At 71.4% G+C, this 23,956-nt stretch carries 22 protein-coding genes, 1 tRNA gene and 1 pseudogene; 17 read left to right on the top strand and 7 right to left on the bottom strand.

The annotated features are described in order from the left end of the window. From E4099_RS32905 to E4099_RS09860, 9 genes and pseudogenes are all read left to right on the top strand, one after another. A pseudogene (locus tag E4099_RS32905) lies at positions 1 to 350 on the top strand (DNA polymerase III subunit gamma and tau); the annotation flags it as partial. Between the two features lie 542 nt (positions 351 to 892). After that, positions 893 to 1,228, top strand: coding sequence for a YbaB/EbfC family nucleoid-associated protein (locus E4099_RS09895; RefSeq protein WP_135338597.1), 336 nt, complete (start codon positions 893 to 895; stop codon positions 1,226 to 1,228). A 59-nt stretch (positions 1,229 to 1,287) separates the two neighbouring features. Then, a complete protein-coding gene (gene recR / locus E4099_RS09890) occupies positions 1,288 to 1,887 on the top strand; it encodes a recombination mediator RecR (RefSeq protein WP_135338596.1) in 600 nt (199 codons plus the stop codon). Beyond that, entirely contained in the window at positions 1,880 to 2,581 is a 702-nt protein-coding gene (locus E4099_RS09885; protein WP_135338595.1) for a DUF5063 domain-containing protein, read from the top strand. The genes recR and E4099_RS09885 overlap by 8 nt, the downstream gene beginning before the upstream one ends. Positions 2,582 to 2,827: 246 nt before the next feature. After that, positions 2,828 to 4,099 carry an aspartate kinase gene (locus tag E4099_RS09880; protein WP_135338594.1) on the top strand — a complete coding sequence of 424 codons (1,272 nt, stop codon included), beginning with the start codon at positions 2,828 to 2,830 and terminating at the stop codon, positions 4,097 to 4,099. After that, complete coding sequence (locus E4099_RS09875) at positions 4,096 to 5,169, top strand: aspartate-semialdehyde dehydrogenase (protein WP_135338593.1); 1,074 nt, start codon at positions 4,096 to 4,098, stop codon at positions 5,167 to 5,169. The genes E4099_RS09880 and E4099_RS09875 overlap by 4 nt, the downstream gene beginning before the upstream one ends. A 516-nt stretch (positions 5,170 to 5,685) precedes the next feature. After that, the gene (locus E4099_RS09870; protein WP_386390301.1) at positions 5,686 to 6,342 is read left to right on the top strand and encodes a SigE family RNA polymerase sigma factor; all 657 of its coding nucleotides are present in this window, start codon (positions 5,686 to 5,688) and stop codon (positions 6,340 to 6,342) included. Beyond that, entirely contained in the window at positions 6,339 to 7,565 is a 1,227-nt protein-coding gene (locus E4099_RS09865) for a hypothetical protein (RefSeq protein ID WP_135338592.1), read from the top strand. Before E4099_RS09870 ends, E4099_RS09865 begins: the two co-directional genes overlap by 4 nt. Positions 7,566 to 7,829: 264 nt before the next feature. Beyond that, positions 7,830 to 8,708: an SURF1 family protein gene (locus E4099_RS09860; protein WP_135338591.1), complete on the top strand. Its 879-nt coding sequence runs from the start codon at positions 7,830 to 7,832 to the stop codon at positions 8,706 to 8,708. Here E4099_RS09860 and E4099_RS09855 read toward each other — a convergent pair. Continuing rightward, positions 8,644 to 10,449, bottom strand: coding sequence for a S9 family peptidase (locus E4099_RS09855; protein WP_245244726.1), 1,806 nt, complete (start codon positions 10,447 to 10,449; stop codon positions 8,644 to 8,646). The two genes, E4099_RS09860 and E4099_RS09855, sit on opposite strands and share 65 nt — an antisense overlap. A 71-nt stretch (positions 10,450 to 10,520) precedes the next feature. Here E4099_RS09855 and E4099_RS09850 point away from each other — a divergent pair, with 71 nt between their 5' ends. Both E4099_RS09850 and E4099_RS09845 read left to right on the top strand, forming a co-directional pair. Next, the gene (locus E4099_RS09850; RefSeq protein ID WP_135338590.1) at positions 10,521 to 11,357 is read left to right on the top strand and encodes a class I SAM-dependent methyltransferase; all 837 of its coding nucleotides are present in this window, start codon (positions 10,521 to 10,523) and stop codon (positions 11,355 to 11,357) included. A 249-nt stretch (positions 11,358 to 11,606) separates the two neighbouring features. Continuing rightward, complete coding sequence (locus E4099_RS09845) at positions 11,607 to 11,981, top strand: nuclear transport factor 2 family protein (RefSeq protein WP_135338589.1); 375 nt, start codon at positions 11,607 to 11,609, stop codon at positions 11,979 to 11,981. Between the two features lie 37 nt (positions 11,982 to 12,018). Here the strand turns inward: E4099_RS09845 and E4099_RS09840 are convergent, their stop codons facing one another. The 3 genes from E4099_RS09840 to E4099_RS09830 all read right to left on the bottom strand — a co-directional run bounded on the left by E4099_RS09840 (position 12,019) and on the right by E4099_RS09830 (position 14,813). Then, on the bottom strand, positions 12,019 to 13,293 hold the full coding sequence (locus E4099_RS09840) for a cytochrome P450 (RefSeq protein WP_135338588.1): 1,275 nt from the start codon (positions 13,291 to 13,293) through the stop codon (positions 12,019 to 12,021). Positions 13,294 to 13,742: 449 nt separating this feature from the next. After that, positions 13,743 to 13,816: transfer RNA gene (locus tag E4099_RS09835), tRNA-Pro, on the bottom strand. A gap of 70 nt (positions 13,817 to 13,886) precedes the next feature. After that, a complete protein-coding gene (locus tag E4099_RS09830; RefSeq protein WP_209446570.1) occupies positions 13,887 to 14,813 on the bottom strand; it encodes a metallophosphoesterase in 927 nt (308 codons plus the stop codon). Between the two features lie 76 nt (positions 14,814 to 14,889). Here E4099_RS09830 and E4099_RS09825 point away from each other — a divergent pair, with 76 nt between their 5' ends. Further along, the gene (locus E4099_RS09825; RefSeq protein WP_135338586.1) at positions 14,890 to 15,357 is read left to right on the top strand and encodes a GatB/YqeY domain-containing protein; all 468 of its coding nucleotides are present in this window, start codon (positions 14,890 to 14,892) and stop codon (positions 15,355 to 15,357) included. Between the two features lie 84 nt (positions 15,358 to 15,441). On the opposite strand, the gene E4099_RS09820 is transcribed toward E4099_RS09825, so the two are convergent. After that, the gene (locus tag E4099_RS09820; RefSeq protein ID WP_135338585.1) at positions 15,442 to 17,637 is read right to left on the bottom strand and encodes a transglycosylase domain-containing protein; all 2,196 of its coding nucleotides are present in this window, start codon (positions 17,635 to 17,637) and stop codon (positions 15,442 to 15,444) included. 384 nt (positions 17,638 to 18,021) lie between these two features. Between E4099_RS09820 and E4099_RS09810 the strand changes: the two genes are divergently transcribed. Continuing rightward, positions 18,022 to 18,360, top strand: coding sequence for a WhiB family transcriptional regulator (locus tag E4099_RS09810; RefSeq protein WP_135338584.1), 339 nt, complete (start codon positions 18,022 to 18,024; stop codon positions 18,358 to 18,360). A gap of 394 nt (positions 18,361 to 18,754) precedes the next feature. On the opposite strand, the gene bagB is transcribed toward E4099_RS09810, so the two are convergent. After that, positions 18,755 to 20,140 (bottom strand): ATPase BagB, encoded by a 1,386-nt coding sequence (bagB, locus tag E4099_RS09805; RefSeq protein ID WP_135338583.1) that lies wholly within the window; start codon positions 20,138 to 20,140, stop codon positions 18,755 to 18,757. Positions 20,141 to 20,249: 109 nt separating this feature from the next. Further along, positions 20,250 to 21,227, bottom strand: a complete 978-nt coding sequence (gene bagA / locus E4099_RS09800) for an ATPase BagA (protein WP_135338582.1) — start codon at positions 21,225 to 21,227, stop codon at positions 20,250 to 20,252. Between the two features lie 72 nt (positions 21,228 to 21,299). On the opposite strand from bagA, the gene sp36 reads away from it, so the two are divergent. From sp36 to E4099_RS09780, 4 genes are all read left to right on the top strand, one after another. Continuing rightward, positions 21,300 to 21,461 (top strand): Sp36 family protein, encoded by a 162-nt coding sequence (gene sp36, locus E4099_RS09795; RefSeq protein WP_135338581.1) that lies wholly within the window; start codon positions 21,300 to 21,302, stop codon positions 21,459 to 21,461. After that, the gene (locus tag E4099_RS09790) at positions 21,458 to 21,922 is read left to right on the top strand and encodes a RidA family protein (RefSeq protein WP_135338580.1); all 465 of its coding nucleotides are present in this window, start codon (positions 21,458 to 21,460) and stop codon (positions 21,920 to 21,922) included. The genes sp36 and E4099_RS09790 overlap by 4 nt, the downstream gene beginning before the upstream one ends. A 166-nt stretch (positions 21,923 to 22,088) precedes the next feature. Further along, a complete protein-coding gene (locus tag E4099_RS09785) occupies positions 22,089 to 22,979 on the top strand; it encodes an NUDIX hydrolase (RefSeq protein WP_135338579.1) in 891 nt (296 codons plus the stop codon). Next, positions 22,976 to 23,806 (top strand): MBL fold metallo-hydrolase, encoded by an 831-nt coding sequence (locus E4099_RS09780; RefSeq protein WP_135338578.1) that lies wholly within the window; start codon positions 22,976 to 22,978, stop codon positions 23,804 to 23,806. The genes E4099_RS09785 and E4099_RS09780 overlap by 4 nt, the downstream gene beginning before the upstream one ends. Positions 23,807 to 23,956 lie beyond the last annotated feature (150 nt).

The following is a 23,956-nucleotide window of genomic DNA, read 5'->3' as shown; positions in this document are numbered from 1 at the left end:
GCGGGGGGCCGAGCGGTCCCGGTGCCGCCGGTGGCTTCGGCGGCGGTGCGCCGGGCGGTGCCGGTGGCTTCGGCGGCTCCGCGCCCGGTGGCCTCGGTGCTGCCCCGGCACCCTCGCCGGGGTCCGCCCCGGCGGCGCAGGCCGGCAGTCCGGCGCCCGCCGCGGCACCGGCCCCCACGCCGCCGCCGGCCGCCCCGGTGTACCGGGAGCCGCAGCCGCAGCCGGTCGCGCCCGAGGACGACATCCCGGACGAGGACGACCCGGATCTCGACGACACCGCGCTCAGCGGCCACGACCTGATCGTGCGCGAGCTGGGAGCCACGGTGATCGAGGAGATCGACAACGAGTAGCGGGCCGGCCGAGCCCGCCCCCTCGCCCGCCCCAGCAGGCACCCGAGCGCCGGCGGGGCGATCTGGTGCGTGGCCGGCACCCGGGGTGTTCCCGTGGTGTGGTCCCCGCCCCGGCAGGCGGCAGGCGGCAGGCAGGCAGAGGCAGTAGGCGCCGGGGCGCCGAGGGGCGCGGGGGTGTCTGGACGCCCGACGCGGGGCGTTCCCCTGGGGGTCCTCGCCCCCGGCAGGCGGCAGGCAGGCAGTAGGCGCCGGGGCGCCGAGGGGCGCGGGGATGTCCGGGCCCTCGGCAGGGGCGTTCACGTGGTGGTCCCCGCCCCGGCAGGGCCGGACGTCGGGCCGCCAGGGGGCGCGGGAAACCCGGGCGCTTGGTGGGGACGCGGGGTGTCCGGGAGCGTGATGGCGGTGCGCGGGGTGTGCCCGCGGTGGGTGCCCGTCCATGTGCGGACGGGCTCTCGCTTTTGCCGGGGTAGCGCGCGGCGACCGGGGAGCACGTAGGCTCGGGCTATCGAAAGAAACCGAACTTCGACAGCAGGAGCGAGCTCGTGATCCCCGGTGGTGGCCAGCCCAATATGCAGCAGCTGCTTCAGCAGGCCCAGAAGATGCAGCAGGACCTCGCCGCGGCTCAGGAAGAGCTGGCCCGCACGCCTGTCGAGGGGTCGTCCGGCGGTGGCCTGGTGAAGGCGACCGTGACGGGTGCCGGTGAGCTCCAGGGCCTGGTCATCGACCCGAAGGCGGTGGACCCTGAGGACACCGAGACCCTCGCCGACCTGATCATCGCGGCGGTCCGGGACGCCAACCAGTCCGCCCAGGAGCTCCAGCAGCGGAAGCTCGGTCCGCTGGCCCAGGGCCTCGGCGGCATGCCCGGCCTGCCGTTCTGATCGAACCCTCGGCCCGGCCGCGGGCCTGTTGAACCAGTCCGAGAAGGAGAGAGCGTTCCGTGTACGAAGGCGTGGTCCAGGACCTCATCGACGAGCTGGGCAGACTGCCCGGCGTCGGTCCCAAGAGCGCGCAGCGGATCGCCTTCCACATCCTGCAGGCCGAGCCCGCCGATGTCCGCCGCCTCGCGCACGCGCTGACCGAGGTCAAGGTCAAGGTGCGGTTCTGCTCGGTCTGCGGGAACGTCGCCGAGGCCGAGCAGTGCCGGGTCTGCCTTGACCCGCGCCGCGACCCGGCGGTCATCTGCGTGGTCGAGGAGCCGAAGGACGTCGTCGCGATCGAGCGGACGCGCGAGTTCCGGGGCCGGTACCACGTGCTGGGCGGAGCGATCAGCCCGATCGAGGGCGTGGGCCCGGACGATCTGCGGATCCGGGAGCTGCTCGCCCGGCTCGCGGACGGCACGGTCACCGAGCTGATCCTCGCCACAGACCCCAACCTGGAAGGGGAGGCCACCGCCACCTACCTGGCGCGGATGGTCAAGCCCATGGGCCTGAAGGTCACCCGCCTGGCGAGCGGCCTGCCGGTCGGGGGCGATCTGGAGTACGCCGACGAGGTCACCTTGGGGCGGGCCTTCGAAGGGAGAAGACTTCTCGATGTCTGACGCAACGCTGCACGACAGCCACCAGAATCCGGACGACTTCGCGGTCCAGATCTCCGACCAGATCGAGAGCTTCCTCGTCGCGGTCACCGAGGTGGCGAAGGGCGACGAGCCGGACAGCGCGGTGCCCTTCCTGCTGCTGGAGGTCTCGCAGCTGCTGCTCGCCGGCGGTCGGCTCGGCGCACACGAGGACATCCTCCCGGACGAGCGGTACGAGCCGGACACCGGTCCGGAAGCGGACGTCGACGACCTGCGGGAGCGCTTCGCCCGGCTGCTGGACCCGATCGACGTCTACTCGGAGGTCTTCGACCCGTACGTCCCGCGCAGTGCGCCGGTGGCCTGCCGGATCTCCGACGATCTCGCGGACATCATCACCGACCTGCGGCACGGCATGGCCCACTACCGGGACGGCCGTGTCACCGAGGCGCTGTGGTGGTGGCAGTTCTCCTACCTGTCGAACTGGGGCCCGACCGCCTCGGCGGCGCTGCGTGCCCTCCAGTCCCTGGTCGCGCACGTCCGGTTGAACAGCCCGCTGGACGAGTTGGACGGTCTGGACACCGACAACGGCGCGGGTGCCGACGACGACACGTTGGCCGAGGAGGCGGGCCGGGTGATGGCGGCCGAGCTGGGGGCGCCGCTGGGTCTGGGCTCCGGCTCCGTGGAGAGCCCCGCCGTGGAGAGCCCCGTGGAGAAGTGACGTCGGTCACGGCGTGCCGGATCGAGCGGAGCCGGGCTCTGTGTGAGCTGCCTTACGTTCCGTGTGCCCGGGCGTGCGCTGGGCAGGTGGTCGCTGAGCGGATACGGGCCCGACGGGTGCGCCGGCGCGATCGATCGGAGATCGCGGGGTGAGCGTTCTGTCTCGCTATGTGATATTCGGAGGGCGTTTTCCGGCCGCTCGATAGACTGAGTCGACCGTTTTACGAACAGTTTGCGAGGAGCGCACGTGGGCCTTGTCGTGCAGAAGTACGGAGGCTCATCCGTTGCCGATGCCGAAGGCATCAAGCGCGTCGCCAAGCGGATCGTGGAAGCCAAGAAGAACGGCCATCAGGTGGTCGTGGTGGTTTCCGCGATGGGCGACACGACGGACGAGCTGATCGATCTCGCTCAGCAGGTATCCCCGATTCCGGCCGGGCGCGAGTTCGACATGCTGCTGACCGCCGGAGAGCGGATCTCCATGGCCCTGCTGGCGATGGCGATCAAAAACCTCGGTCACGAGGCGCAGTCGTTCACCGGGAGCCAGGCGGGGGTCATCACCGACTCGGTCCACAACAAGGCGCGGATCATCGATGTCACGCCGGGCCGGATCAGGACCGCTCTGGAAGAGGGCAACATCGCGATCGTGGCCGGTTTCCAGGGGGTGTCCCACGACAAGAAGGACATCACCACCCTGGGCCGCGGTGGCTCCGACACCACCGCCGTCGCCCTCGCCGCCGCGCTGGAGGCCGAGGTCTGCGAGATCTACACCGACGTCGACGGTGTCTTCACCGCCGACCCGCGGGTGGTGAGGAAGGCCCGCAAGATCGACTGGATCTCGTCGGAGGACATGCTGGAGCTGGCCAGCTCCGGCTCCAAGGTGCTGCTGCACCGGTGCGTGGAGTACGCACGTCGTTACAACATCCCGATCCATGTCCGCTCGTCCTTCTCCGGACTGCGCGGCACCTGGGTCAGCAACGAGCCGCAAGGGGATCAGAAGGTGGAGCAGGCCCTTATCTCCGGTGTCGCCCACGACACCTCCGAGGCGAAGATCACGGTCGTCGGTGTGCCGGACAAGCCGGGCGAGGCCGCGGCCATCTTCCGTACCGTCTCGGACGCCGAGATCAACATCGACATGGTGGTGCAGAACGTCTCCGCCGCGTCCACCGGGCTCACCGACATCTCCTTCACGCTGCCCAAGGCCGACGGCCACAAGGCGATGGAGTCGCTGACCAAGGCGCAGCCGGTGATCGGTTTCGACTCGCTGCGCTACGACGACCAGATCGCCAAGATCTCCCTGGTCGGCGCGGGCATGAAGACCAACCCCGGGGTCACCGCGTCGTTCTTCGAGGCGCTGTCGAACGCCGGGGTCAACATCGAGCTGATCTCCACCTCCGAGATCCGCATCTCGGTGGTCACCCGCGCCGACGACGTCAACGAGGCGGTGCGCGCCGTGCACACCGCGTTCGGGCTGGACAGCGACACCGACGAGGCCGTCGTCTACGGAGGGACCGGGCGATGACCGGCGCGGCCGGCTGCGCCGGCAAGCCGACCCTCGCGGTGGTCGGCGCCACCGGGGCGGTCGGCACCGTCATGCTCGGCATCCTGTCCGAGCGTGCGGACATCTGGGGTGAGATCCGGTTGATCGCCTCGGCGCGTTCGGCAGGCCGAAAACTGACCGTGCGCGGTGAGCAGGTCGAGGTCGTGGCGCTCGCCGAGGAGGCGTTCGAGGGCGTCGACGTCGCGATGTTCGACGTACCGGACGAGGTCTCGGCGCGGTGGGCGCCCATCGCGGCGAGCCGGGGCGCGGTGGTCGTCGACAACTCCGGAGCCTTCCGGATGGACCCCGAGGTGCCGCTGGTGGTGCCCGAGGTGAACCCCCACGCGGCTCGGATGCGACCGCGCGGCATCATCGCCAACCCCAACTGCACCACGCTGTCCATGATCGTGGCGATGGGCGCGCTGCACGCCGAGTTCGGGCTGACCGAGCTGGTGGTCTCCTCGTACCAGGCGGCCTCCGGCGCGGGCAAGGCCGGTGTGGACGCGCTCCGCGAGCAGCTGGGCAAGGTCGCCGGCTCCGACCTGGGCAGCCAGCCCGGGGACGTGCGGGGGGCGATCGGCGACAGCGGGCCGTTCCCGGGGCCGCTGGCGCTCAACGTGGTGCCCTTCGCGGGGTCGCTCCAGGAGGACGGCTGGACCTCGGAGGAGCTGAAGGTACGGAACGAGACACGGAAGATCCTCGGCCTGCCCGGGCTCCCGATCGCCGTGACCTGCGTCCGGGTGCCGGTGATAACCGGCCACTCGCTGGCCGTGCATGCGCGGTTCGAGCGGGAGGTCACGGTGTCGGCCGCCCACGAGATCCTGGCCACCGCCCCGGGCGTGGTGCTCTGCGACGACCCGGCGCAGGGCGAGTTCCCCACTCCGGCCGATGTGGTGGGCACCGATCCGACCTGGGTGGGGCGGGTGCGGCGGGCGCTGGACGACCCGTGCGCGCTGGAACTGTTCGTCTGCGGCGACAACCTGCGCAAGGGCGCGGCGCTCAACACCGCGCAGATCGCGGAGGTCGTCGCGGCGGAGCGGGCCGCGCTCTAGGCGGCGCCCGCGGGGGCAGCCGGCTTCGTACGGCACCGTCCGCGGGCACGTCCGGCCCGCGGGCGGTGCCGTCCCGCAGGCTCGACGCGGCATCGGCCGGACCGCCGGTCGGAGGCGGCCTCGGCCCGTCGGTCGGACGCGGGTTCGGTCAGCTCGCTGCTCGACTCGGTCCGCGGGCTTCGCCGGCTCGCCGATGCCCGCGGCGCCCCCTGGGCCTCCGGGAGCGCTGGCGAAATCCGGGCCGCCGGGGTCGCCGGTCTGGGAATCTGTGAAGGATCTATGGCCATTACGATGACCTGGGCCGCTTGAACTGGACAGACGGTCTGTTCGACGATGCGCTCCCCGCCTCGCTGCAACCGGCAGTGGACGGGGGGCGTCTTCATAGCCGCCCCCACGTGGGTGTTGGTGAAATCGGTTCATAAGGGAAGAGCTGGTGCGCATGGGGGCAACTTTTGTATCGCCGGAAGCGATACCTCACGCGTACAACCCTGGCGGGGGGAAGCGTGTCCAACAGGCGTGGCAGAGGTACTCGGCATCGCAACGGTCCCCAGGCGCGCGCGCACCGCACTTCATCCGCGTTCCCGCACTCCAGCTGGTATGCCGGTGATCGCGCCGTGGTCGACCGTCCGCCCTGCGCAGATCCCGTCACAGCGTGGGGAAACTGACGACGCGATGGCAGTGGGCACCACAGTCGACCATCTCACCGAGACCTACCGCGCCCATTACCGGTCGCTCCTGGGTCTCGCCGCACTCCTGCTGGACGACACCGCCTCCTGCGAGGACGTCGTACAGGAGGCGTTCATCCGCGTGCACTCGGCGCGCAGCCGGGTGCGGGACCCCGAGAAGACGCTCGCGTACCTGCGGCAGACCGTCGTCAACCTCTCTCGTTCCGCCCTGCGGCGCCGCATCCTCGGCCTGAAGCTGCTCTCCAAGCCCATGCCCGACATGGCGAGTGCGGAGGAGGGGGCGTACGAGCAGCTGGAACGGGATCAGTTGATCAAGGCAATGAGAGGGCTGCAGCGCCGTCAGCGCGAGGTCCTCGTGCTGCGTTACTTCGCCGATATGACCGAAGCCCAGGTGGCCGAGACGCTCGGCATATCCCTCGGTTCGGTCAAGGCGTACGGCTCGCGCGGTATCGCCGCTCTGCGCGTCGCCATGGAGGCTCCGGCATGAAGTACACGAACGACAGGCCGAGTCCCCGAGACCCCGAGCGGCAGTGGGACCACGACACCGAGGCGCACGGTGCCGGACGTGCCGGTATGGAGGACACGGTGAGCGCCGATACCGGGGCCGGGCCGGACAAGGGCGCCGGCCTGAATGGATCCGAGGCCGGTACGGGCGGACGCACCGGGCCGGGCGACGGCAGGGCCGCCGAGTCGGGCGGTCCTGGCGGCGGCTTCGACGAGCAGACGCTGAAGGACCTGCTGCAGGGAGCCGTCAACGACCTCGAACCGGCTCCGAACGCACTGGAGCACCTGCGCCGCGCCGTACCCGCCCGCCGTACCCGCCGCCGTCAGGCGCTGGTCGGCGCGGTGGCCGCGCTGGTGCTCGGCGGAGCCGCGGTGCCCGCCCTGGTGCACGTGGCCACCAAGGCCGGTGCTTCCGACGACCGGCCCGCCAACGCCGCCAACAGCCGGCGCACCCCCGGGGCGCAGGGCGGTACGCACGGCGAGGGCCGTGACGGCCAGGCGACCGGATCGCCCACCAAACCGGGCGACGCGGGCAAGGGCCGCAAGGGCGAGGGCGGCAAGAAGGGCGCCAAGGACAAGGGTCCGAAGCGCGGTAGCACCGGACCGGGGCCGGATCCGTCCGACACCGTGGACGCCGCCTCACCCATCTGCACCCGCACCCAGCTCGGCAACGGCTCGGCGTCGACCGGCCCCGCGGACGCCAACGGCGCGGTCTACGGCTCGTTCCGGTTGGTCAACATCTCCGGCAGTGCCTGCACCGTCGACGGCCCGGGCCTGCTCAGCACCACCTCCCAGGGGGGAGTGGACGCCGCGGGAATCAAGGTGGTGGACCACACCTCCGGCGACGCGGCCACCGATCTGCCCGACCCGGCCACCGTGCCCGGCACGGTGAACCTGCTGCCGGGTGAGGCGTTCCAGGTCCGGTTCGCCTGGATCCCGGCCGCGGGTGGCGGCTCCTCGGGCTGCGGGGCGACGACCCCGCCCACCTCCGACCCTTCGCCGGACGGCAATGGGTCCGCCGCTGACGGCCAGCCCGGATCGGAGCAGCCGGACGCCGGCGGTGCCACCGGTGGTGACCCAGGCCACGGGGACGCCGGTGTCCTGATCAGCTACACCCCGTCGGCCGGTGCCCCGGGCGCCGGCAGCACCACGGTGGCGAACGCCTGCGCCGGGACGATCTACCGCACCGATGTGCTGGGCGGCTGACCGTCCGTAGAGGCCTCGTGGTGGGGCCGCGCCGCAGAGGGGGCGGCGCGGCCCCACCACGCGGAACCGCCTGCGCGGCAGCGCCCAGCGCGGCACCGTCCGTGCGGGAGCGCCACGCGGAACCGCCCACCCGGCAGGGCTCACCCGGACGCGCTCCCGCGGAAGCCGCCGGTGCCGTGCCGAGGCCGCCGCTGTGACCTTGGACGATCCGGTGGTGCCGGGGGCCGTGCCGGGCGCGCCGGAGGGGGCCCGTACCGTGGTGGTGTGTATCGGTTTCTGCTGACGCCCCGATGGTGGGTGTTCAACGTGCTCGCCGTGCTGGCCATCCCGCTGTGTCTGTCGATGGGCAGCTGGCAGCTCAGCCGGTTCGAGTCGCGTGTCGACTCGCACAACCAGCAGCAGGACCGCGAGGCCGAGGCCCGTCGGACACCGGCCGAGCCGCTGCGCGACCTGCTGCCGGTCACCCGGGACACCTACGGCCGGAAGGCCACCGTCACCGGCCGGTACGACACCGAGCACCAGCTGCTCGTCCCCGGCCGCCGCCTCGACGACCGCGACGGCTTCTATGTGCTCACCCTGCTCCGCACTGACGGGGCCGACGGGGCCGACGGCAAGGCCGACGGACGCGGTGCCGCGGGTGGGGCCAAGGCGGTGCCCGTGGTCCGCGGCTGGCTCCCGGGCGACGCCGACGCCAAGGCCGACACCGCCAAGGTGCCCGCCCCGCCGACCGGTGAGGTGACGGTGGTCGGCGCCCTCCAGGCGTCCGAGAGCCGGGGTGGCGACGGGGTGATTGCCGACGGTGGGCTGCCCGACGGTCAGCTGGGCATGATCAGTGCGGCCTCGCTGGTCAACCTGGTGCCGTACGACGTCTACGACGCCTGGATCACCTCCTCCTCGGCGCCCAAGCCCCTGAGTCCGGTGCCGCCGGCCGAGGCCGAGGGCACCGGACTGGATCTCAAGGCGTTCCAGAACCTCGGTTACACCGGTGAGTGGTTCGTCTTCGCCGGTTTCGTGGTCTTCATGTGGTTCCGGTTCTTCCGCCGCGAGGTGGAGACCGCCCGAGACCTGGCGCTGGGCATCACGCCGGATCCGGAAGCCGAAGATGGCGCTGGGCGAACTCGATCTCCTGCCGGAGCTGCTTGATCCGCTCCTCGACGACGAGCGAGCCGTGCCCCGCGTCGTAGCGGTACACCTGGTGCGGGGCTCCACGCCGCTCCAGCCGCGCGACGTAGTTCTCCACCTGGCGTATGGGGCAGCGGGGGTCGTTCACACCGGCGGAGATGTAGACCGGCGCGCGCACCTGGTCGACGTAGGTCAGCGGCGAGGAGGCCGCGAACCGCTCCGGCACCTCCTCCGGGGTGCCGCCCAGCAGGGTGCGGTCCATCGCCTTCAGCGCCTCCATCTCGTCGTGGTAGGCCGTGACGTAGTCCGCCACCGGCACCGCCGCCAGGCCCACCGCCCAGGCGTCCGGCTGAGTGCCGAGCCCGAGCAGGGTCAGATAGCCGCCCCAGGAGCCACCGGCCAGGACCAGCCGCGCCGGGTCGGCCAGTCCTGACTCCACCGCCCACTCCCGGACCGCGGCGATGTCCTCCAGTTCGATGAGTCCGACCCGGTGCTTGAGGGCGTCCGTCCAGGCGCGTCCGTAACCGGTCGAGCCGCGGTAGTTCACCCGCACCACCGCGAAGCCGTGGTCCACCCAGGCCGCCGTTCCGGCCGTGAAGGCGTCGCTGTCGTGCCAGGTGGGGCCGCCGTGGATGTCGAAGACGGTGGGGAACGGGCCGTCACCCGCGGGCTTCTGCATCAGCGCGTGCACCCGGCCGCCGGGTCCGTCCACCCAGACGTCCGACACCGGGACCGACCCGGGCGCGGTGAACCCCGGAGGATCCAGCACCACTCGACCGCTGGTCGACCGGACCTGCGGCGGCTCGGCGGCCGAGGACCACAGGAACTCCACGGTGCCGTCCGGACGGGCGCCCGCGGCCGAGATCGTGCCGGCCGGCGTCTCGACCCGGCTCAGCCGCGCGGAGGCCAGGTCGTACCGCCACAGCTCGCTGCGCGCCTGGTAGCTGTGGGAGACCAGCAGCGCGGCCCCGTCCGGGAACCACTCGGCGCCCACATCGCCCGGCAGATCGATCGCCAGCGCCGTCTCCTCGCCGGTCAGCGGGTCCCACACCATCGGCTCCCAGCGACCCCGCCGCTGGTGCCCGACGAGCAGCCGCGCGTCCCCGTCGACCGGTGCGAAGCCCATGACCGAAAGGCCCAGCTCCGCCACGCCGCCCTTGGTGTCGTCCAACTCGGCGACCGCCGTGCCGTCCAGCCGCACCACGCGGATCGCCGAGTGCATCGCGTCACCGTGCTCGGTGTGCTCGATCGCGATGAGCGTGCCGTCGTGGGAGAGGTCGCCGACCCCGGCCGACTCGCGGTGGCGGTAGATCTCGCGCGGCTGGGCGCCCGGCTCCACCACATGGACGGTGGAGCCGTCCTCGTCGGTGGACCGGCCCACGACCGCCGTGCCGTCCCGGCCGAGCGCCAGCCCGGTCGGATAGGAGGGCTCCAGACCCGGGGTGGCGGGCTCGTCGCTGCCCGCCGGTCCGGCGAAGGGCTGCCGCAGCCAGACCCCGAACTCGTCGCCGTCGGTGTCCGAGAACCACCAGATCCACTCGCCGTCCGGGGACAGCGTGCCGCTCGTGGTGCCGTTCGGCCGGTCGGTCACCTGCCGCTGTCCACCGGTCTCGCGGTCCCAGGCGTACAACTCGAAGGTGCCCGTCGCGTTGGAGACGAACAGTGAACGGTGCGGGGCGTCCTCCGCCCACTCCGGCAGGCCCACCCGCGGTGCCCTGAAACGCTTCTCCCAGTCCGGCATGGACTCTGTGCTCTCGGTCATGCCCCCCATTCTGCGCCGACGCGCACGGAACCGGCTGGTGTCGCCCCGAGCCTGTGGATAACCTCCGGCACATGCAGAGACCTGCGTCCCCCCACGACTGGCGCGACACCAACCGCGCGATGTGGGACGAGCGCGTTCCGATACATGCCAGCAGCGACCACTACGACCTCGACGCCTTCCGCGAGGGCAAGGACAGCCTCCGCGACTTCGAGCACGCCGAGGTCGGCGACGTCACCGGCCGCAGCCTGCTCCACCTCCAGTGCCACCTGGGCCTGGACACCCTCTCCTGGGCCCGGCGGGGCGCCGCCCAGGTGGTGGGCCTGGACTTCTCCGAACCCGCCGTCGAGACCGCCCGAGAGCTGGCCACCGAGCTCGGCTTGGGCCCGGACCGTGCGCTGTTCGTGGCCGCCGACATCTACGACGCGGCCGAAGCCGTGCCCGACCCCTCCTACGACATCGTCTACACCGGGGTCGGTGCGCTGTGCTGGCTGCCCGACATCCGGCGCTGGGCCGAGATCGTGGCACATCTGCTGACGCCCGGCGGGTTCCTCTACCTCGCCGAGTTCCATCCGCTGACCGACGCCCTGGACGCCGAGTCCGGCGCGCACATCGCGCACGACTACTTCAGCCCCGACCCCTGGGTGGACGAAACCTCCGGCACCTACACCGACTTCGACGCCGCCACCGTCAACAACCGCAGCTACCAGTGGCAGCACCCGCTGGGTGAGGTGGTCTCCGCCCTTGCCGAAGCGGGACTGCGCATCGACTTCCTGCACGAACACGATGTGACGCTGTTCCAGCAGTTCGGAGCGCTGCGGCAGGGGGAGGACGGTTACTACCGACTGCCCGCAGACCGGCCGCGGGTGCCGCTGATGTACTCCCTCAAGGCCACCCGGCCGCCCTCCTGACCTGCGGTCAAGCGGATCCGTCCCGGGGGTGTGGAAAGTCCGGCCACCCGTTCGTGGGATGTACCCCGTCGCACGGCGGGTGTCCGGACGCCGGCGGGCCCTGGATTTCCACAGGCGGGCCGGGCGCCGGTGCGCGATGCCGGCCCCTCGGGGGACACTTCGGGGGACGCACTCACCAGGGCGGGGGAGTGCGGGGCGCGCTGTCCGCCGGCCGACCCGCCCCACCATGAAGCGGAGGACCGAGGACCGATGGGCGACATACGCAGCATGGTCGAGAGCTACTGGGCGACGGCCCAGGCGCGCGACTGGACCGCCTTCGCCGACACGCTCGCGGTGGATGTGAGCTATGAGCTGCCGCAGACGCGGGAGCGCGTACTCGGGCGTGAGGCGGTCGTCCGATTCAACGTCGAGTACCCGGGGGAGTGGAGCGTCGAGGTGGAGCGCATCGTCGCCGATGACCGCCAGGCGGTGTCCTGGGTCCGGGTCACGGTGGGCGAGGAAGAGGAGCAGGGCATCGGGTTCTTCACCGCCGGGCCCGACGGCCGCATCCAGAGCATCGTCGACTTCTGGCCGGAGGCCTATCAGCCACCGGCCGGCCGTGAGCACCTGGTCGAGCGCTTCTGACCGGCCAGGACTTCCGGCATCCCGGCCACCGGGCGGTCTACTTGAGCAGCAGCGGCAGTGCGTCCATGCCGTAGACGATCGAGAGCTTCCGGAACGACAGGTCCTCCGGGGCGACCGCCAGGCGCATCTCGGGGAAGCGGCGCACGAGGGCGGGCATCGCGGCACGCAGTTCCATACGGGCCAGCTCGGCTCCGACGCAGCGGTGGATGCCGTAGCCGAAGGCAAGGTGGGAAGGGGCGTCGCGGTGCGGATCGAAGCGCTCCATGTCGGGGCCGAGCGACTCGTCCCGGTTGACCCCGCTCAGCGAGCAGAGCACGAAGTCGCCACGGGAGATCTTGGTGCCCGCGACCTCCATGTCCTCCTTGGCGAAGCGCGGGAAGGCCACCTGCACCACCGTGAGGTAGCGCAGCAGTTCCTCGATGAGCCCGTCCACCACCGTGTCGTCCTCGCGCAGCGTGGCGAGGTGCTGGGGGTGCTGGAGCAGCACCACGGTGCCCAGGGCCAGCATGCTCGCGGTGGTCTCCAGCCCTCCGGTGAGCACCCCGTCGGCCAGGCCGGTGAGTTCCTCGTCGTCGATCTCGTCGCCGTGCTCGCGCACGAGCATGCCCAGCAGCCCGTCACCCGGGTTCTCCCGCTGCTTCTTGACGATGTCCCGGAGATAGGAAAGGGAGTCGGATATCGCTCCGAAGGAGGCACCCGCCCCGCCGAACAGATCGAACCGCGCGGTGCTCAGGCGCTGGAAGTCGTCCCGGTCCTCGTAGGGGACCCCCAGCAGCTCGCATATGACGAGAGAGGGGATGGGAAACGCGAACTCCTGAACCAGGTCGACCGGCCCGTCGATGGCCTCCATCGCGTCCAGGCGCTCCTCGACCAAGGCGTGGATGCGCGGAGTCAGCCTGCTCAGACGGCGCATGGTGAACTCCGGGGTCAGGAGGCGCCGCAGGCGGGTGTGGTGCGGGGGATCGCTGAAGCCGAGCCCACCGGGGTTCTGCTGGGCCGATATCCCGGCGTTCCCGGCGAGGTTGGAGAAATCCGTGCTGAAGTCATGGGCCTTGCCCAGGATGGTCTTTGCCTCGGCGTATCCGGTGACCAGCCAGCCGGTCATGCCGAAGGGCAGCGCGAGCTTGCTGATGGGCTCCTTGGCGCGGCGCGCGGCCAGCCCCGGTACCGGGTTCACGCCGTCCCGGCGGAGCGGCATCAGCGTGGACTCTGGCAGAAACGACATCTTGGACAAGTCCAGGCCGTTTCGCTGGAGCCGCGAAAAATATTTGCGGCCGAGCCAGGCGGTGATGTTTGAGCGGAGATTTGGCATGGGCGCCATACTGCCTGCCTCCGGTTGCGGAGTGTGACGCAGGCTCGTCACGATTGCGTGTGATGTGCCACAGCCTGCTGGGGATGCGTCCGACGGGGGTTCGCGTCAGGGCCGCGGGAGTGCCTCGGCCGGTGTCCGGCATCCGCTGCCGCCTTCCCCGGCCGCGATCCGCTCCGGGCGGTCGGCGCCAGGAGGCGGCTGCCCGCCGAGGCGGATCGGGGGTGGAGCCGGCCGTTCGAGGAGCCCCCGGACCCCATGTGTTGTGTAGCTCACATTCGCCTGGATGCCGGCGCGGTCGAGCCTCCGCGGTGCCAGGTGGGGTCGAGCCTGCGACCGGGTGAGGCGGTGCTCGGGGAGCCGGGGGCGAGCCGATCCCCAAGGGTTGGGGAAACGAGTCAGGGGCCCGACCCGCTCTCGCGGATCAGGCCCCTGACCTGGTGTTCCTTCAGTCGGGGTGGCGGGATTTGAACCCACGACCTCTTCGTCCCGAACGAAGCGCGCTGCCAAGCTGCGCTACACCCCGAAGCAACGAGCTCTACTTTAGCCCACGCGGCGCTGTAGGTGAAATCCGGTTTCGGGGGCGCCCTCGCTGGTCAGTCGCCTGGGGTGAGCGTGAGCAGCGTGGCCTCGGGCGGGCAGGCGAAGCGGACCGGGGTGTATCGGTTGGTGCCGCAGCCTGCCGAGACGTGGAGGTAGGAGGTGTGGCCCCCGGCCTGGTGGGTGGACAGGCCCTTCACCCGGCGGGTGTCGATGTCGCAGTTGGTGACCAGGGCCCCGTAGAAGGGGATGCACAGTTGGCCGCCGTGGGTGTGGCCCGCCAGGATCAGCGGGTAGCGGTCCGCGGTGAAGGCGTCCAGCACCCGCAGGTACGGCGCGTGCACCACGGCCAGCGAGAGGTCCGCCCCGGACTCCGGGCCGCCGGCGACCTCGCTGTACCGGTCGCGCTTGATGTGCGGGTCGTCCAGACCGGTCAGGGCGATCTCCAGGCCCTCCAGCTTGATGCGGCCGCGGGTGTTGGACAGCCCGACCCAGCCCGCCGTGTCGAAGGCGTCGCGCAGCTCCTCCCACGGGTTGTGGATGGCGCCGACCGCCGGCGGGTTGCCGTTCAGCCCGTGCCGGCCGTTGGCCTTCTCCATCAGGTAGCGGGCCGGGTTCCGCAGCTTGGGGCCGTAGTAGTCGTTGGAGCCGAAGACGTACGCGCCCGGGAACTCCATCAGCGGGCCCAGCGCGTCCAGCGTCTCGGGCACACCCTCGGGGTCGGAGAGGTTGTCACCGGTGTTGATGACGAAGTCGGGGCGCAGCCCGGCCAGCGACTGGAGCCAGCGCTGCTTCTTGCGCTGGCCGCTGACCATGTGAATGTCCGAGACCTGCAGCACACGCAGCGGTCGCATGCCGCGCGGCAGCACCGGCACCATGACCCTCCGGAGCCGGAAGGAACGGACTTCGAAACCGGCGGCATAGGCGATTCCGGCGGCGCCGACCGCCGTGATTCCCAGGGGTACTCCGTATCGGGCGCGCATGCTCTCCATCGTCGCAGACCCCGGACGGAGACGAAATCTTCGGGTGATTACCGGCCAGGGCTGGCAGACTCGACCCATGACCACCACGCTCAAGTCCAGGCTGCAGGACGACCTCACCGCAGCCATCAAGGCGCGCGACGAGCTGCGCTCCTCCACTCTCCGGCTCACCCTGACCGCCATCCAGAAGGAAGAGGTGGCGGGCACGACCGCTCGAGAGCTGTCCGACGCCGAGGTGGAGAAGATCATCGCGCGCGAGGCGAAGAAGCGCCGTGAGGCCGCCGAGGCGTTCGCCCAGGGCGGCCGTCCCGAGCAGGCCGAGCGGGAGCGGGTGGAGGGCGAGGTGCTCGCCGAGTACCTGCCGAAGCCGCTGACGGACGAGGAGCTGGACGCGCTGGTGGCCGAGGCGGTCGCGGAGGCCGCCGCGGGCGGGGCGGAGGGTCCCAAGGCCATGGGCGCGGTGATGAAGATCGTGAACCCGAAGATCGCGGGCCGTGCCGAGGGTGGCCGGGTGGCCGCCGCGGTGAAGCGCCGGCTGGCGGGCTGACCCCGTACGGCCGAAGGGGCCCGGACGGTTCGCCGTCCGGGCCCCTTCGTGTCGCCGTGGTGCTGCGGTGCTGTGCCGGTGGGCTCAGGGCCGCCGGCCGTGGCCGTTGCCGGGTCGAGTCGGGTCCCAGCCGCCGGTGTCGCCGCCGATCAGGTCCGGCGGGATGCTGACGTCCGGCCAGGGGTTGTCGCCGCCCGGCCTGGGGCGGTCGCGGCCGGGCTTCTTCCGCTCCGGGTCCGCGATCGGGAGGACGGGCAGGTCGGGGGCGGGCTTGCCCTCCAGGGCCCCGCTCATCGCCTCGCGCCAGATCGGGCCGGGCACCTCGCCGCCGAAGACCTTGTCGTAGGGGCGCCCGCCGATGTTGATGCCGATCATCTGGCGCCGGCGGTTGGGGTCACCGACCCAGACCGCGCCCGCCATGTTCGGCGTGTAGCCCACGAACCAGGCGTCGTAGCGGTCGTCGGTGGTGCCGGTCTTGCCCGCGCTGGCCCGGCCGGCGAGGCCGGCCTGCTTGCCGGTGCCGTCCTCGACCACGCCCTTGAGAAGGGAGTTGACGGTCTTGGCGGTCTTCTCGGACATCGCCCGGTGGCATGAAGTCTGCGGCACCTTCAGCTTCCTGCCGTCGGCGTCGGTGATCGACTCGATGGCCACCGGCGAGCAGTACACCCCGCGGTTGGCGAAGGTGGCGTACGCGTTGGCCATGGTCAGGGGGGACACCACCTGGGTGCCGAGGGAGATCGAGGGCAGCTGCTCAAGCGCCTTGCCGTCGGCCCGCTCGACCCCCATCTCCTTGGCCATGGTGGTGACCGGGCAGACCCCGATGTCGCTGATCAACTGCACGTAGTAGGTGTTGATCGACTTCGCGGTCGCCTCCTTCATGCGGTACGGGCCCTTTTCGGTGGCGTTCTCGTTCTGCGTGGAGTCGTTGCCGCTCCAGGAGCCGTTGCAGGTCCGAACGGGGCTCGGGTACTTCATCCGGTACGGCGAGGGGTACGACTTGGTGGGCTTGACCCCCTGCTCCAGCGCCGCCGCCGCCACGATCGGCTTGAACGTCGACCCGGACAGGTAGCCGTTGCCGCCGCCCATGTCGTCGTCGACGGAGAGGTTGATCTCCAACTGGTTCTTGCCGAAGCCGTACGGACGGGACTGCCCCATGCCGAGGATCTTCCCGGTGCCGGGCTCCACCAGGGTGACCGCGGTGGCGACCTCGTCCGTGGCGTAGACGTTGCCGGCGATGGCCTTCTGCACCGACTTCTGGGCCCGCGGGTCCAGGGTGGTGTGGATCGTCAGCCCGCCCTGGTTCCAGCGCTTGGCGCGCTCCTCGCGGGTCTTGCCGAAAGCCGGGTCCGAGAGGAAGACCTGGTGGACGTAGGCGCAGAAGAAGCCGGCGCCGTCGACCGCGGTGATGCAGCCGTTCTTGGGGCGGCTGACCTTGAGGCCGAGCGGCTGCTTCTTGGCCCGATCGGCCTCGGCCTGCGAGATGTTCTTCACCTCGGCCATGCGCTGGAGCACGGTGTCGCGGCGCAGCTTGGCCTGCTGGGGGTTGTTGATCGGGTCGTACCGGCTGGGTGACTGGACGAGTCCGGCGAGCATCGCGGCCTCGGGCAGGGTGAGGTCCTTGGCGTGCTTGCTGAAGTAGCGCTGGGACGCGACCTCGATGCCGTACGCCTGCTGCCCGAAGAAGGTGATGTTCAGGTAGTTCTGCAGGATCCGCTTCTTGCCGAGTTCCTTCTCGATCTGGATCGCGTACTTCAGCTCGCGGATCTTGCGGCCCACGGTCTGCTGGGTGGCCTGCGCGACCTTGTCCGCGTCGTCGCCGGCCTCCTCCACGAAGACGTTCTTCACGTACTGCTGGGTGAGGGTGGAGGCTCCCTCGGAGACGCCGCCGTCCTGGGCGTTCTTGTTGATCGCGCGCAGCACGCCCTTGAGGTCGATCGCCCCGTGCTCGTAGAAGCGGGCGTCCTCGATCGCGACGATCGCCTTCTGCATGTGGGGCGAGATGTCCTTGAGCGGCACCACCGTGCGGTCGCGCTCGTAGACCTTGGCGATCTCGTCGCCGTCGGCGTCCAGGATGGTCGTCCGCTGGCTGAGCGGCGGGGTCTTGAGGTTCGCCGGGATGTCGTCGAACTCCTCGACCGTGCCCTTGGCCGCCAGGCCGAGCGCTCCGACCGCGGGCAGTGCGAGCCCGGCCATGACCGCGCCGGCCAGCACGCTGACGCCGAGGAACTTCGCGGCTTGCTGTGTGGTGGAGAGGCCCCCGCCCGAGCGCTTCTTACCCATGGGGGCAGCCTACGTGGCGAATCGCCGGACAGGGGGCCAGGTGTTCGCATACGCTGGCTCACACCAGCTCAGGGCCTGCGTTCTGTGTTGCCTTCCCCCCTCACTCATGTGAGTGATGAGACATGTCCGCATTGGGAGATTAGGTCGGATGTGCTCCTCGGGATGCGTGAAGGCTGACCTGATATGCCCCTGAAGTCTGCTATGTCGTCAGCTCACTCCGTTGGGTGATCTGCCGCGTACGCATAGTCCGTTCGGACCATTCAAGATTGGGCCCGCAGGGGCTGTTGCGCTCTGTCGACCTTCCGTAACGTCCTCAACTGGCGACGGTGAATATGCCGTTTGTCGCCGTGGGGGAGCCTCAATTCGGGAGAGGACGGCACCAGCATGGGCTGGGTAACCGACTGGAGTACGCAGGCCGCCTGCCGCACGACCGATCCGGACGAACTATTCGTCCAAGGCGCAGCGCAGAACCGGGCGAAAGCGGTCTGCACGGGGTGTCCCGTGCGCACCGAGTGCCTGGCCGACGCCTTGGACAACCGGGTCGAGTTCGGCGTGTGGGGCGGAATGACCGAGCGGGAGCGGCGGGCACTGCTGCGCCGCCGACCGACGGTCACATCCTGGCGCAGACTGCTGGAGACCGCGCGCAGCGAGTACGAGCGCGGCACCGGCATCCTGGCGGTCGATGACGACGAGGACTACGACAGCTACGCCGCCGCGGGCTGACCGGCCCGCCCAGGCGAACACCGTCCGGCACTTCCGTCGGCCGGTGAACACCCGCCCGGTATCCGTTTGCTGGACCGAACGGTGACATGGCATCAGGCGCTGTGCGGAATGCCCCGCGCCGCTGGCACGAACGCGCCGGTGGAGTGCGGAACGCTCGATGGGCTCACCTCGGTGCCGGGCACGCGGCCGGCTGCTGACGCGTCGGCCGTGGGTGTGCACCCAGGGTCGCCGATGGGCGCACCGCCGGTGCGCACACGGGCGGGCTGAACCACGGGTGGGTCAGCGGTACGTGCCTGAGGACGCCTGTTCGCAGGGAGCCGCACGCCGGTACGGGCCGAGGCCGACGCCGAAGGCGCCCCCGTGGCGGTCGAGCCTGCCGGGATCCCTCGAACGGTCAGCCGACCGCGGGCAGGGTGTCCGACTGTTCGGCGAGGCGGTCACCGACCGTGCGCAGCCCCGCGAGGTCGTGCACATCGCCGGGGAGCGCGGCCACCTCGGCCACCGGAACCTCGGGGTGCAGCGCCGCGAAGCGGTCCCGGGTGCGCTGCTCGCGCGCCAGCACCTGCATGCGCTCGGCGTGCAGCCTCAGCAGCCCGGCGGCGAGCTGCTCCGCCGACGTGGGGGAGTCGTCGTCGGGAGCCGCGACCGGGCCGGAGCCGGAAACCAGGGTCGGGGAGCTTCGCCCTTCAACCTTCCCTGAACCACGATCGACAATGCGGCCGTTAACAAGATTTTCTTCGCCGTCTTCGGCCCCGGGAGCCGCACAGTCCGCCTCGGCGCGGCGCTCGGTGTCCGGACCGCCGAACTCCGGATCCCCCAGGTCAGGGTCCTCGGCGGGCACCTCGGTGAGCATCTCCGCGGCGGCCAGGGCCCGTTCGGCCGAGAGCTGGGCGGCTCCGCTGCCGTGCACCCGGTTCAGCACCAACCCGGCCAGCGGCATCCGGTCCGCGGCCAGCCGTTCCACGAAGTACGCCGCCTCACGCAGCGCGTCCCGCTCCGGAGCCGCCACCACAAGGAAGGCGGTACCCGGGGCCTGGAGCAGCCGGTAGGTGGCGTCGGCCCGGGTGCGGAAGCCGCCGAACATGGTGTCCATGGCGGCGGCGAAGGTCTGCACATCGCGCAGGAACGAACCGCCCAGCAGCTTGCTCAGGGTGCCGGTCATCATCGACATGCCCACGTTGAGCACCTTCAGCCCGGCCCGGCCGCCGACCTTCGCCGGAGCCGTCAGCAGCTTGATCAGCTTGCCGTCGAGGAAGGAGCCCAGACGCTTCGGCGCGTCCAGGAAGTCCAGCGCGGACCGGCTGGGTGGGGTGTCGACGACGATCAGGTCCCATTCGTCGCTCGCCCTGAGCTGGCCCAGCTTCTCCATGGCCATGTACTCCTGGGTCCCCGCGAAACCGGCCGAAAGTGACTGGTAGAAGGGGTTGGCCAGGATGGCGCGGGCCCGCTCGGGGTCGGCGTGCGCTTCGACGATCTCGTCGAAGGTGCGCTTCATGTCCAGCATCATCGCGTGCAGTTCGCCGCCTGCCGAGGTATCGATGCCGGACACCTGGCGGGGGGTGTTGTCCAGCGCCTCGATGCCCATCGACTGGGCCAGCCGGCGCGCCGGGTCGATGGTGAGCACCACGACCCTGCGCCCCCGCTCGGCGGCCCGCAGACCGAGGGCCGCGGCCGTGGTGGTCTTGCCCACGCCGCCGGAGCCGCAGCACACCACGATGCGGGTCTGCGGGTCGTCCAGCAGGGCGTCGGCCTCCAGCCGGGGTGCCGCGTCCATGCTCATGCCGCCCCACCTTCTCCCGCGCGACCCGATGCGCGCGTTCCGCTGATGCCGGTGCGGCCGGCCCGGCCGCACCGTGTGCCGCCGGTCCCGGCGGCGGTGCCGTACGTCCTCATATCGGCCACTGCTTGCGCAGGTCGGCGGCGAGCCGGTAGAGCCCGGCCAGGTCGATGCCGTCGGTGAGCAGTTCCAGCTCGTGGGTGGGCAGCTCCAGCCGCGCCAACTCGGCGCGCTGCGCCCGCTCCAGGGCTACCCGTTCCGCGTGCTCCCGGGCCTGTTCCAGCAGCGGGTCGACCAGGCGTTCGGCCAGGCCGCCGCGCCGGGCGCCGCCCAGACCGGCGGTGGACAGGGCCTTGGCGACCGCGGTGCGCTGCCCGTTGGCCGCGGCGTCCACCGCCTCCGGGCCGAGGATCGCGGGCCGCACCATGTTGATCACCACCGAGCCGGTGGGCAGCCCCTCGCGGCGCAGCTCGGCGATGCCGTCCGCGGTCTCCTGTACCGGCATCTCCTCCAGCAGGGTCACCATGTGGACGGCTGTTTCCGCCGACTTGAGCACGCGCATCACGGCCTGCGCCTGATGGTGTATCGGCCCGGTGCGGGCCAGCCCCGCCATCTCGTCGTTGACGTTGAGGAAGCGGGTGATACGCCCGGTCGGCGGCGCGTCCATGACCACGTAGTCGTAGATGAACCGACCGGCGCGGGTCTTGCGGCGCACCGCCTCGCACGCCTTGCCGGTCAGCAGGACGTCCCGCAGGCCGGGCGCGATGGTGGTGGCGAAGTCGATCGCGCCCAGCTTCTTCAGCGCCCGTCCGGCCGAGCCCAGCTTGTAGAACATGTGGAGGTAGTCGAGGAGCGCGAACTCCGGGTCGATGGCCAGGGCGTACACCTCGCCGCCCCCCGGCCCGACCGCGATCTTCCGCTCCTCGTAGGGCAGTGCCCCGGTTTCGAAGAGTTGAGCGATGCCCTGGCGGCCTTCGACTTCGACCAGCAGGACGCGCTTGCCCTCGCCTGCGAGGGCCAGCGCGAGTGCGGCGGCGACCGTGGTCTTGCCGGTTCCGCCCTTGCCACTGACGACATGGAGCCTGCTCACATTGCGGAGCCTAACCAGTCGCCGCCGGGAGTACGCACCAGCCCCCGAGGGAGAGGCACTACAGTCAGCACCATGACCAAGTGGGAATACGCGACAGTGCCCCTGCTGGTGCACGCCACCAAGCAGATCCTGGACACCTGGGGTGAGGACGGCTGGGAGCTCGTCCAGGTCGTGCCGGGGCCGAACAACCCCGAGCAGCTGGTGGCCTACCTCAAGCGGGAGAAGGTCGCATGAGCGCGGCCGAGCGGAAGCTCGCCGAGCTGGGGCTGAGCCTGCCGGAGGTCGCGGCGCCGCTGGCGTCCTACGTCCCCGCGGTCCGCACCGGCGCGTACGTCCACACCGCCGGCCAGCTGCCGCTGGTCGACGGCAAGCTGGGCGTGACCGGCAAGGTCGGTGCGGAGGTGACCCCCGAGGAGGCCAAGGAGCTGGCGCGTATCTGCGCGCTGAACGCCCTGGCCGCCGTGAAGTCGGTGGTCGGTGACCTCGACCGGATCGCGCGGGTGGTCAAGGTCGTCGGCTTCGTGGCCTCGGCCTCGGACTTCACCGGCCAGCCCGGTGTCGTCAACGGCGCCAGCGAACTGCTCGGCGAGGTGCTCGGCGACAAGGGCATCCACGCCCGCAGCGCGGTCGGCGTGGCGGTGCTGCCGCTGGACGCGCCGGTCGAGGTCGAGATCCAGGTCGAGATCGCGGACTGATCCGTACGGGTCGGGGCTTGGGCCGTACGGGTCCGGGACCGGGCCGTCCTGGCCGAGAGACCTGCCGGGAGGGACGGGGCCGGACGGGCGCTCCTGCCGTACGGCGGTCCGGGCCCGGAGGAAGCGTCCCCTCGAACATCCGGGCGCGACCGCATAACATCCGGCCATGTCGTCCACGACCAATGCGACCAATGGCCAGTGGTTTCCGCCCGAGTGGCCGGATCGAATCCGTGCGCTGGCCGCCGGCGAGCTGACCCCGCCCGCCCCGCGTGCCGCGGCCACCGTGCTGCTGCTGCGGGACGGCGTCGGCGGCCCTGACGTCTACATGCTGCGCAGACGCGCCTCCATGGCATTCGCCGGAGGCGCGTACGCGTACCCGGGCGGGTCGGTGGATCCCCGGGACCGGGGCGAGGTGGCCTGGGCCGGGCCCACCCGCGAGGAGTGGGCGCGGAGGCTCGGCCTCGGCGAGGACGCCACCGCGGCGCAGGCCGTGGTGTGCGCGGCGGTCCGGGAGACCTTCGAGGAGGCCGGCGTACTGCTCGCCGGTCCCGCCGCGGACACGGTCGTCGCGGACACCACGGGCGCGGACTGGGAAGCCGACCGGGCGGCACTGGTGGCGCGCGAACTCTCCTTCGCCGACTTCCTCGGCCGCCGGGGGCTGGTGCTCCGCTCCGACCTGCTGGGCGGCTGGGCGCGCTGGATCACCCCGGAGTTCGAGTCGCGCCGCTACGACACCTGGTTCTTCGTGGCCGCGCTGCCGGCCGGGCAGCGCACCCGCAACGCCTCCACCGAGGCCGACCGCACGGTCTGGATCCGGCCACAGGACGCGGCCGGCGGCTACGACCGGGGCGAGCTGCTGATGATGCCGCCGACCATCGCCACACTGCGCGACCTGGCGCCGTACGGCACGGCGGCCGAGGTGCTGTCCGCGGCCGCGACGCGGGACCTGACCCCCGTACTGGCGCGGGCCGAGCTGGTGGACGGCCAACTGGTGCTGAGCTGGCCCGGCCACGAGGAGTTCACCAAGCGGATCGCCGAGGGCGGGGAGGACGCATGACCTTCGCAGGCTCACTGCCGGGGCAGCCGCGCGGCGGCGCCATAGGCGGACCCGCCACCGCACGCGCGATGTGCGTCCTGGCGCCGAACCCCTCGCCGATGACGCTGGACGGCACCAACACCTGGATCGTCGCCGAACCCGACTCCGACCTGGCCGTGGTCATCGACCCCGGACCGCTGGACGAAAGCCATCTGCGGGCCGTGGTGGCGAGCGCCGAACGTGCCGGGAAGCGGGTGGGGCTGACCCTGCTCACCCACGGCCACCCGGACCACGCGGAGGGCGCGGCGCGCTTCGCCGAGCTGACCCGTACCCCTGTCCGGGCGCTGGACCCGACGCTGCGGCTGGGCGACGAAGGGCTGGGGGAGGGTGATGTGATCACCACCGGGGGGCTGGAGCTGCGGGTGGTCCCCACCCCGGGGCACACCGCCGACTCGCTCTCCTTCCACCTGCCCGCGGACGCCGCCGTGCTCACCGGCGACACCGTGCTGGGCCGCGGCACCACGATGGTCGCGCACCCCGACGGGCGGCTGGGCGAGTACCTCGACTCGCTGCGCCGGCTGCGGTCGCTGACCGTGGACGACGGGGTGGACACGGTGCTGCCCGGCCACGGGCCGGTGCTGGCCGACGCGCGCGGGGCGATCGAGTACTACCTGGCGCACCGGGCCAGCCGGCTGGCCCAGGTGGAGACGGCGGTGGAGCAGGGGCACCGGACGGCTTCCGAGGTGGTCGCGCACGTCTACGCGGAGGTGGACCGCTCGCTGTGGCCGGCCGCCGAGCTGTCGGTACGCGCACAGCTGGAGTACCTGCGCGAGCACGGACTGATCTGAGCGACGGCCGGGACGGGGTCTGAGGGCCACGAGGGCCCAGGGGGTACGGCAGGAGGGCCTGGCCTGCAAACCGCGCGGGGAGAGGCGGAAGCCCGCGGCCCTCAGGCCGTGCGGCGCAAGCGTACGGGCTCCTGGGGGCGGCCCGAGGCG

The sequence above is a fragment of the Streptomyces palmae genome, from assembly GCF_004684805.1.
In the GTDB taxonomy this organism is placed as follows: Bacteria; Actinomycetota; Actinomycetes; order Streptomycetales; family Streptomycetaceae; genus Streptomyces; species Streptomyces palmae.
This window is presented reverse-complemented; position numbering and strand designations above follow the sequence as displayed.

What these genes read in the sequence shown, in the direction of transcription:
- E4099_RS09885 (WP_135338595.1), top strand. Translation starts at nt 1,880, where the DNA reads ATGTCTGACGCAACGCTGCACGACAGCCACCAGAATCCGGACGACTTC.
- E4099_RS09875 (WP_135338593.1), top strand. Translation starts at nt 4,096, where the DNA reads ATGACCGGCGCGGCCGGCTGCGCCGGCAAGCCGACCCTCGCGGTGGTC.
- E4099_RS09865 (WP_135338592.1), top strand. Translation starts at nt 6,339, where the DNA reads ATGAAGTACACGAACGACAGGCCGAGTCCCCGAGACCCCGAGCGGCAG.
- E4099_RS09855 (WP_245244726.1), bottom strand. Translation starts at nt 10,449, where the DNA reads ATGACCGAGAGCACAGAGTCCATGCCGGACTGGGAGAAGCGTTTCAGG.
- E4099_RS09850 (WP_135338590.1), top strand. Translation starts at nt 10,521, where the DNA reads ATGCAGAGACCTGCGTCCCCCCACGACTGGCGCGACACCAACCGCGCG.
- E4099_RS09845 (WP_135338589.1), top strand. Translation starts at nt 11,607, where the DNA reads ATGGGCGACATACGCAGCATGGTCGAGAGCTACTGGGCGACGGCCCAG.
- E4099_RS09840 (WP_135338588.1), bottom strand. Translation starts at nt 13,293, where the DNA reads ATGCCAAATCTCCGCTCAAACATCACCGCCTGGCTCGGCCGCAAATAT.
- E4099_RS09830 (WP_209446570.1), bottom strand. Translation starts at nt 14,813, where the DNA reads ATGCGCGCCCGATACGGAGTACCCCTGGGAATCACGGCGGTCGGCGCC.
- E4099_RS09825 (WP_135338586.1), top strand. Translation starts at nt 14,890, where the DNA reads ATGACCACCACGCTCAAGTCCAGGCTGCAGGACGACCTCACCGCAGCC.
- E4099_RS09820 (WP_135338585.1), bottom strand. Translation starts at nt 17,637, where the DNA reads ATGGGTAAGAAGCGCTCGGGCGGGGGCCTCTCCACCACACAGCAAGCC.
- E4099_RS09810 (WP_135338584.1), top strand. Translation starts at nt 18,022, where the DNA reads ATGGGCTGGGTAACCGACTGGAGTACGCAGGCCGCCTGCCGCACGACC.
- bagB (WP_135338583.1), bottom strand. Translation starts at nt 20,140, where the DNA reads ATGAGCATGGACGCGGCACCCCGGCTGGAGGCCGACGCCCTGCTGGAC.
- sp36 (WP_135338581.1), top strand. Translation starts at nt 21,300, where the DNA reads ATGACCAAGTGGGAATACGCGACAGTGCCCCTGCTGGTGCACGCCACC.
- E4099_RS09790 (WP_135338580.1), top strand. Translation starts at nt 21,458, where the DNA reads ATGAGCGCGGCCGAGCGGAAGCTCGCCGAGCTGGGGCTGAGCCTGCCG.
- E4099_RS09785 (WP_135338579.1), top strand. Translation starts at nt 22,089, where the DNA reads ATGTCGTCCACGACCAATGCGACCAATGGCCAGTGGTTTCCGCCCGAG.
- E4099_RS09780 (WP_135338578.1), top strand. Translation starts at nt 22,976, where the DNA reads ATGACCTTCGCAGGCTCACTGCCGGGGCAGCCGCGCGGCGGCGCCATA.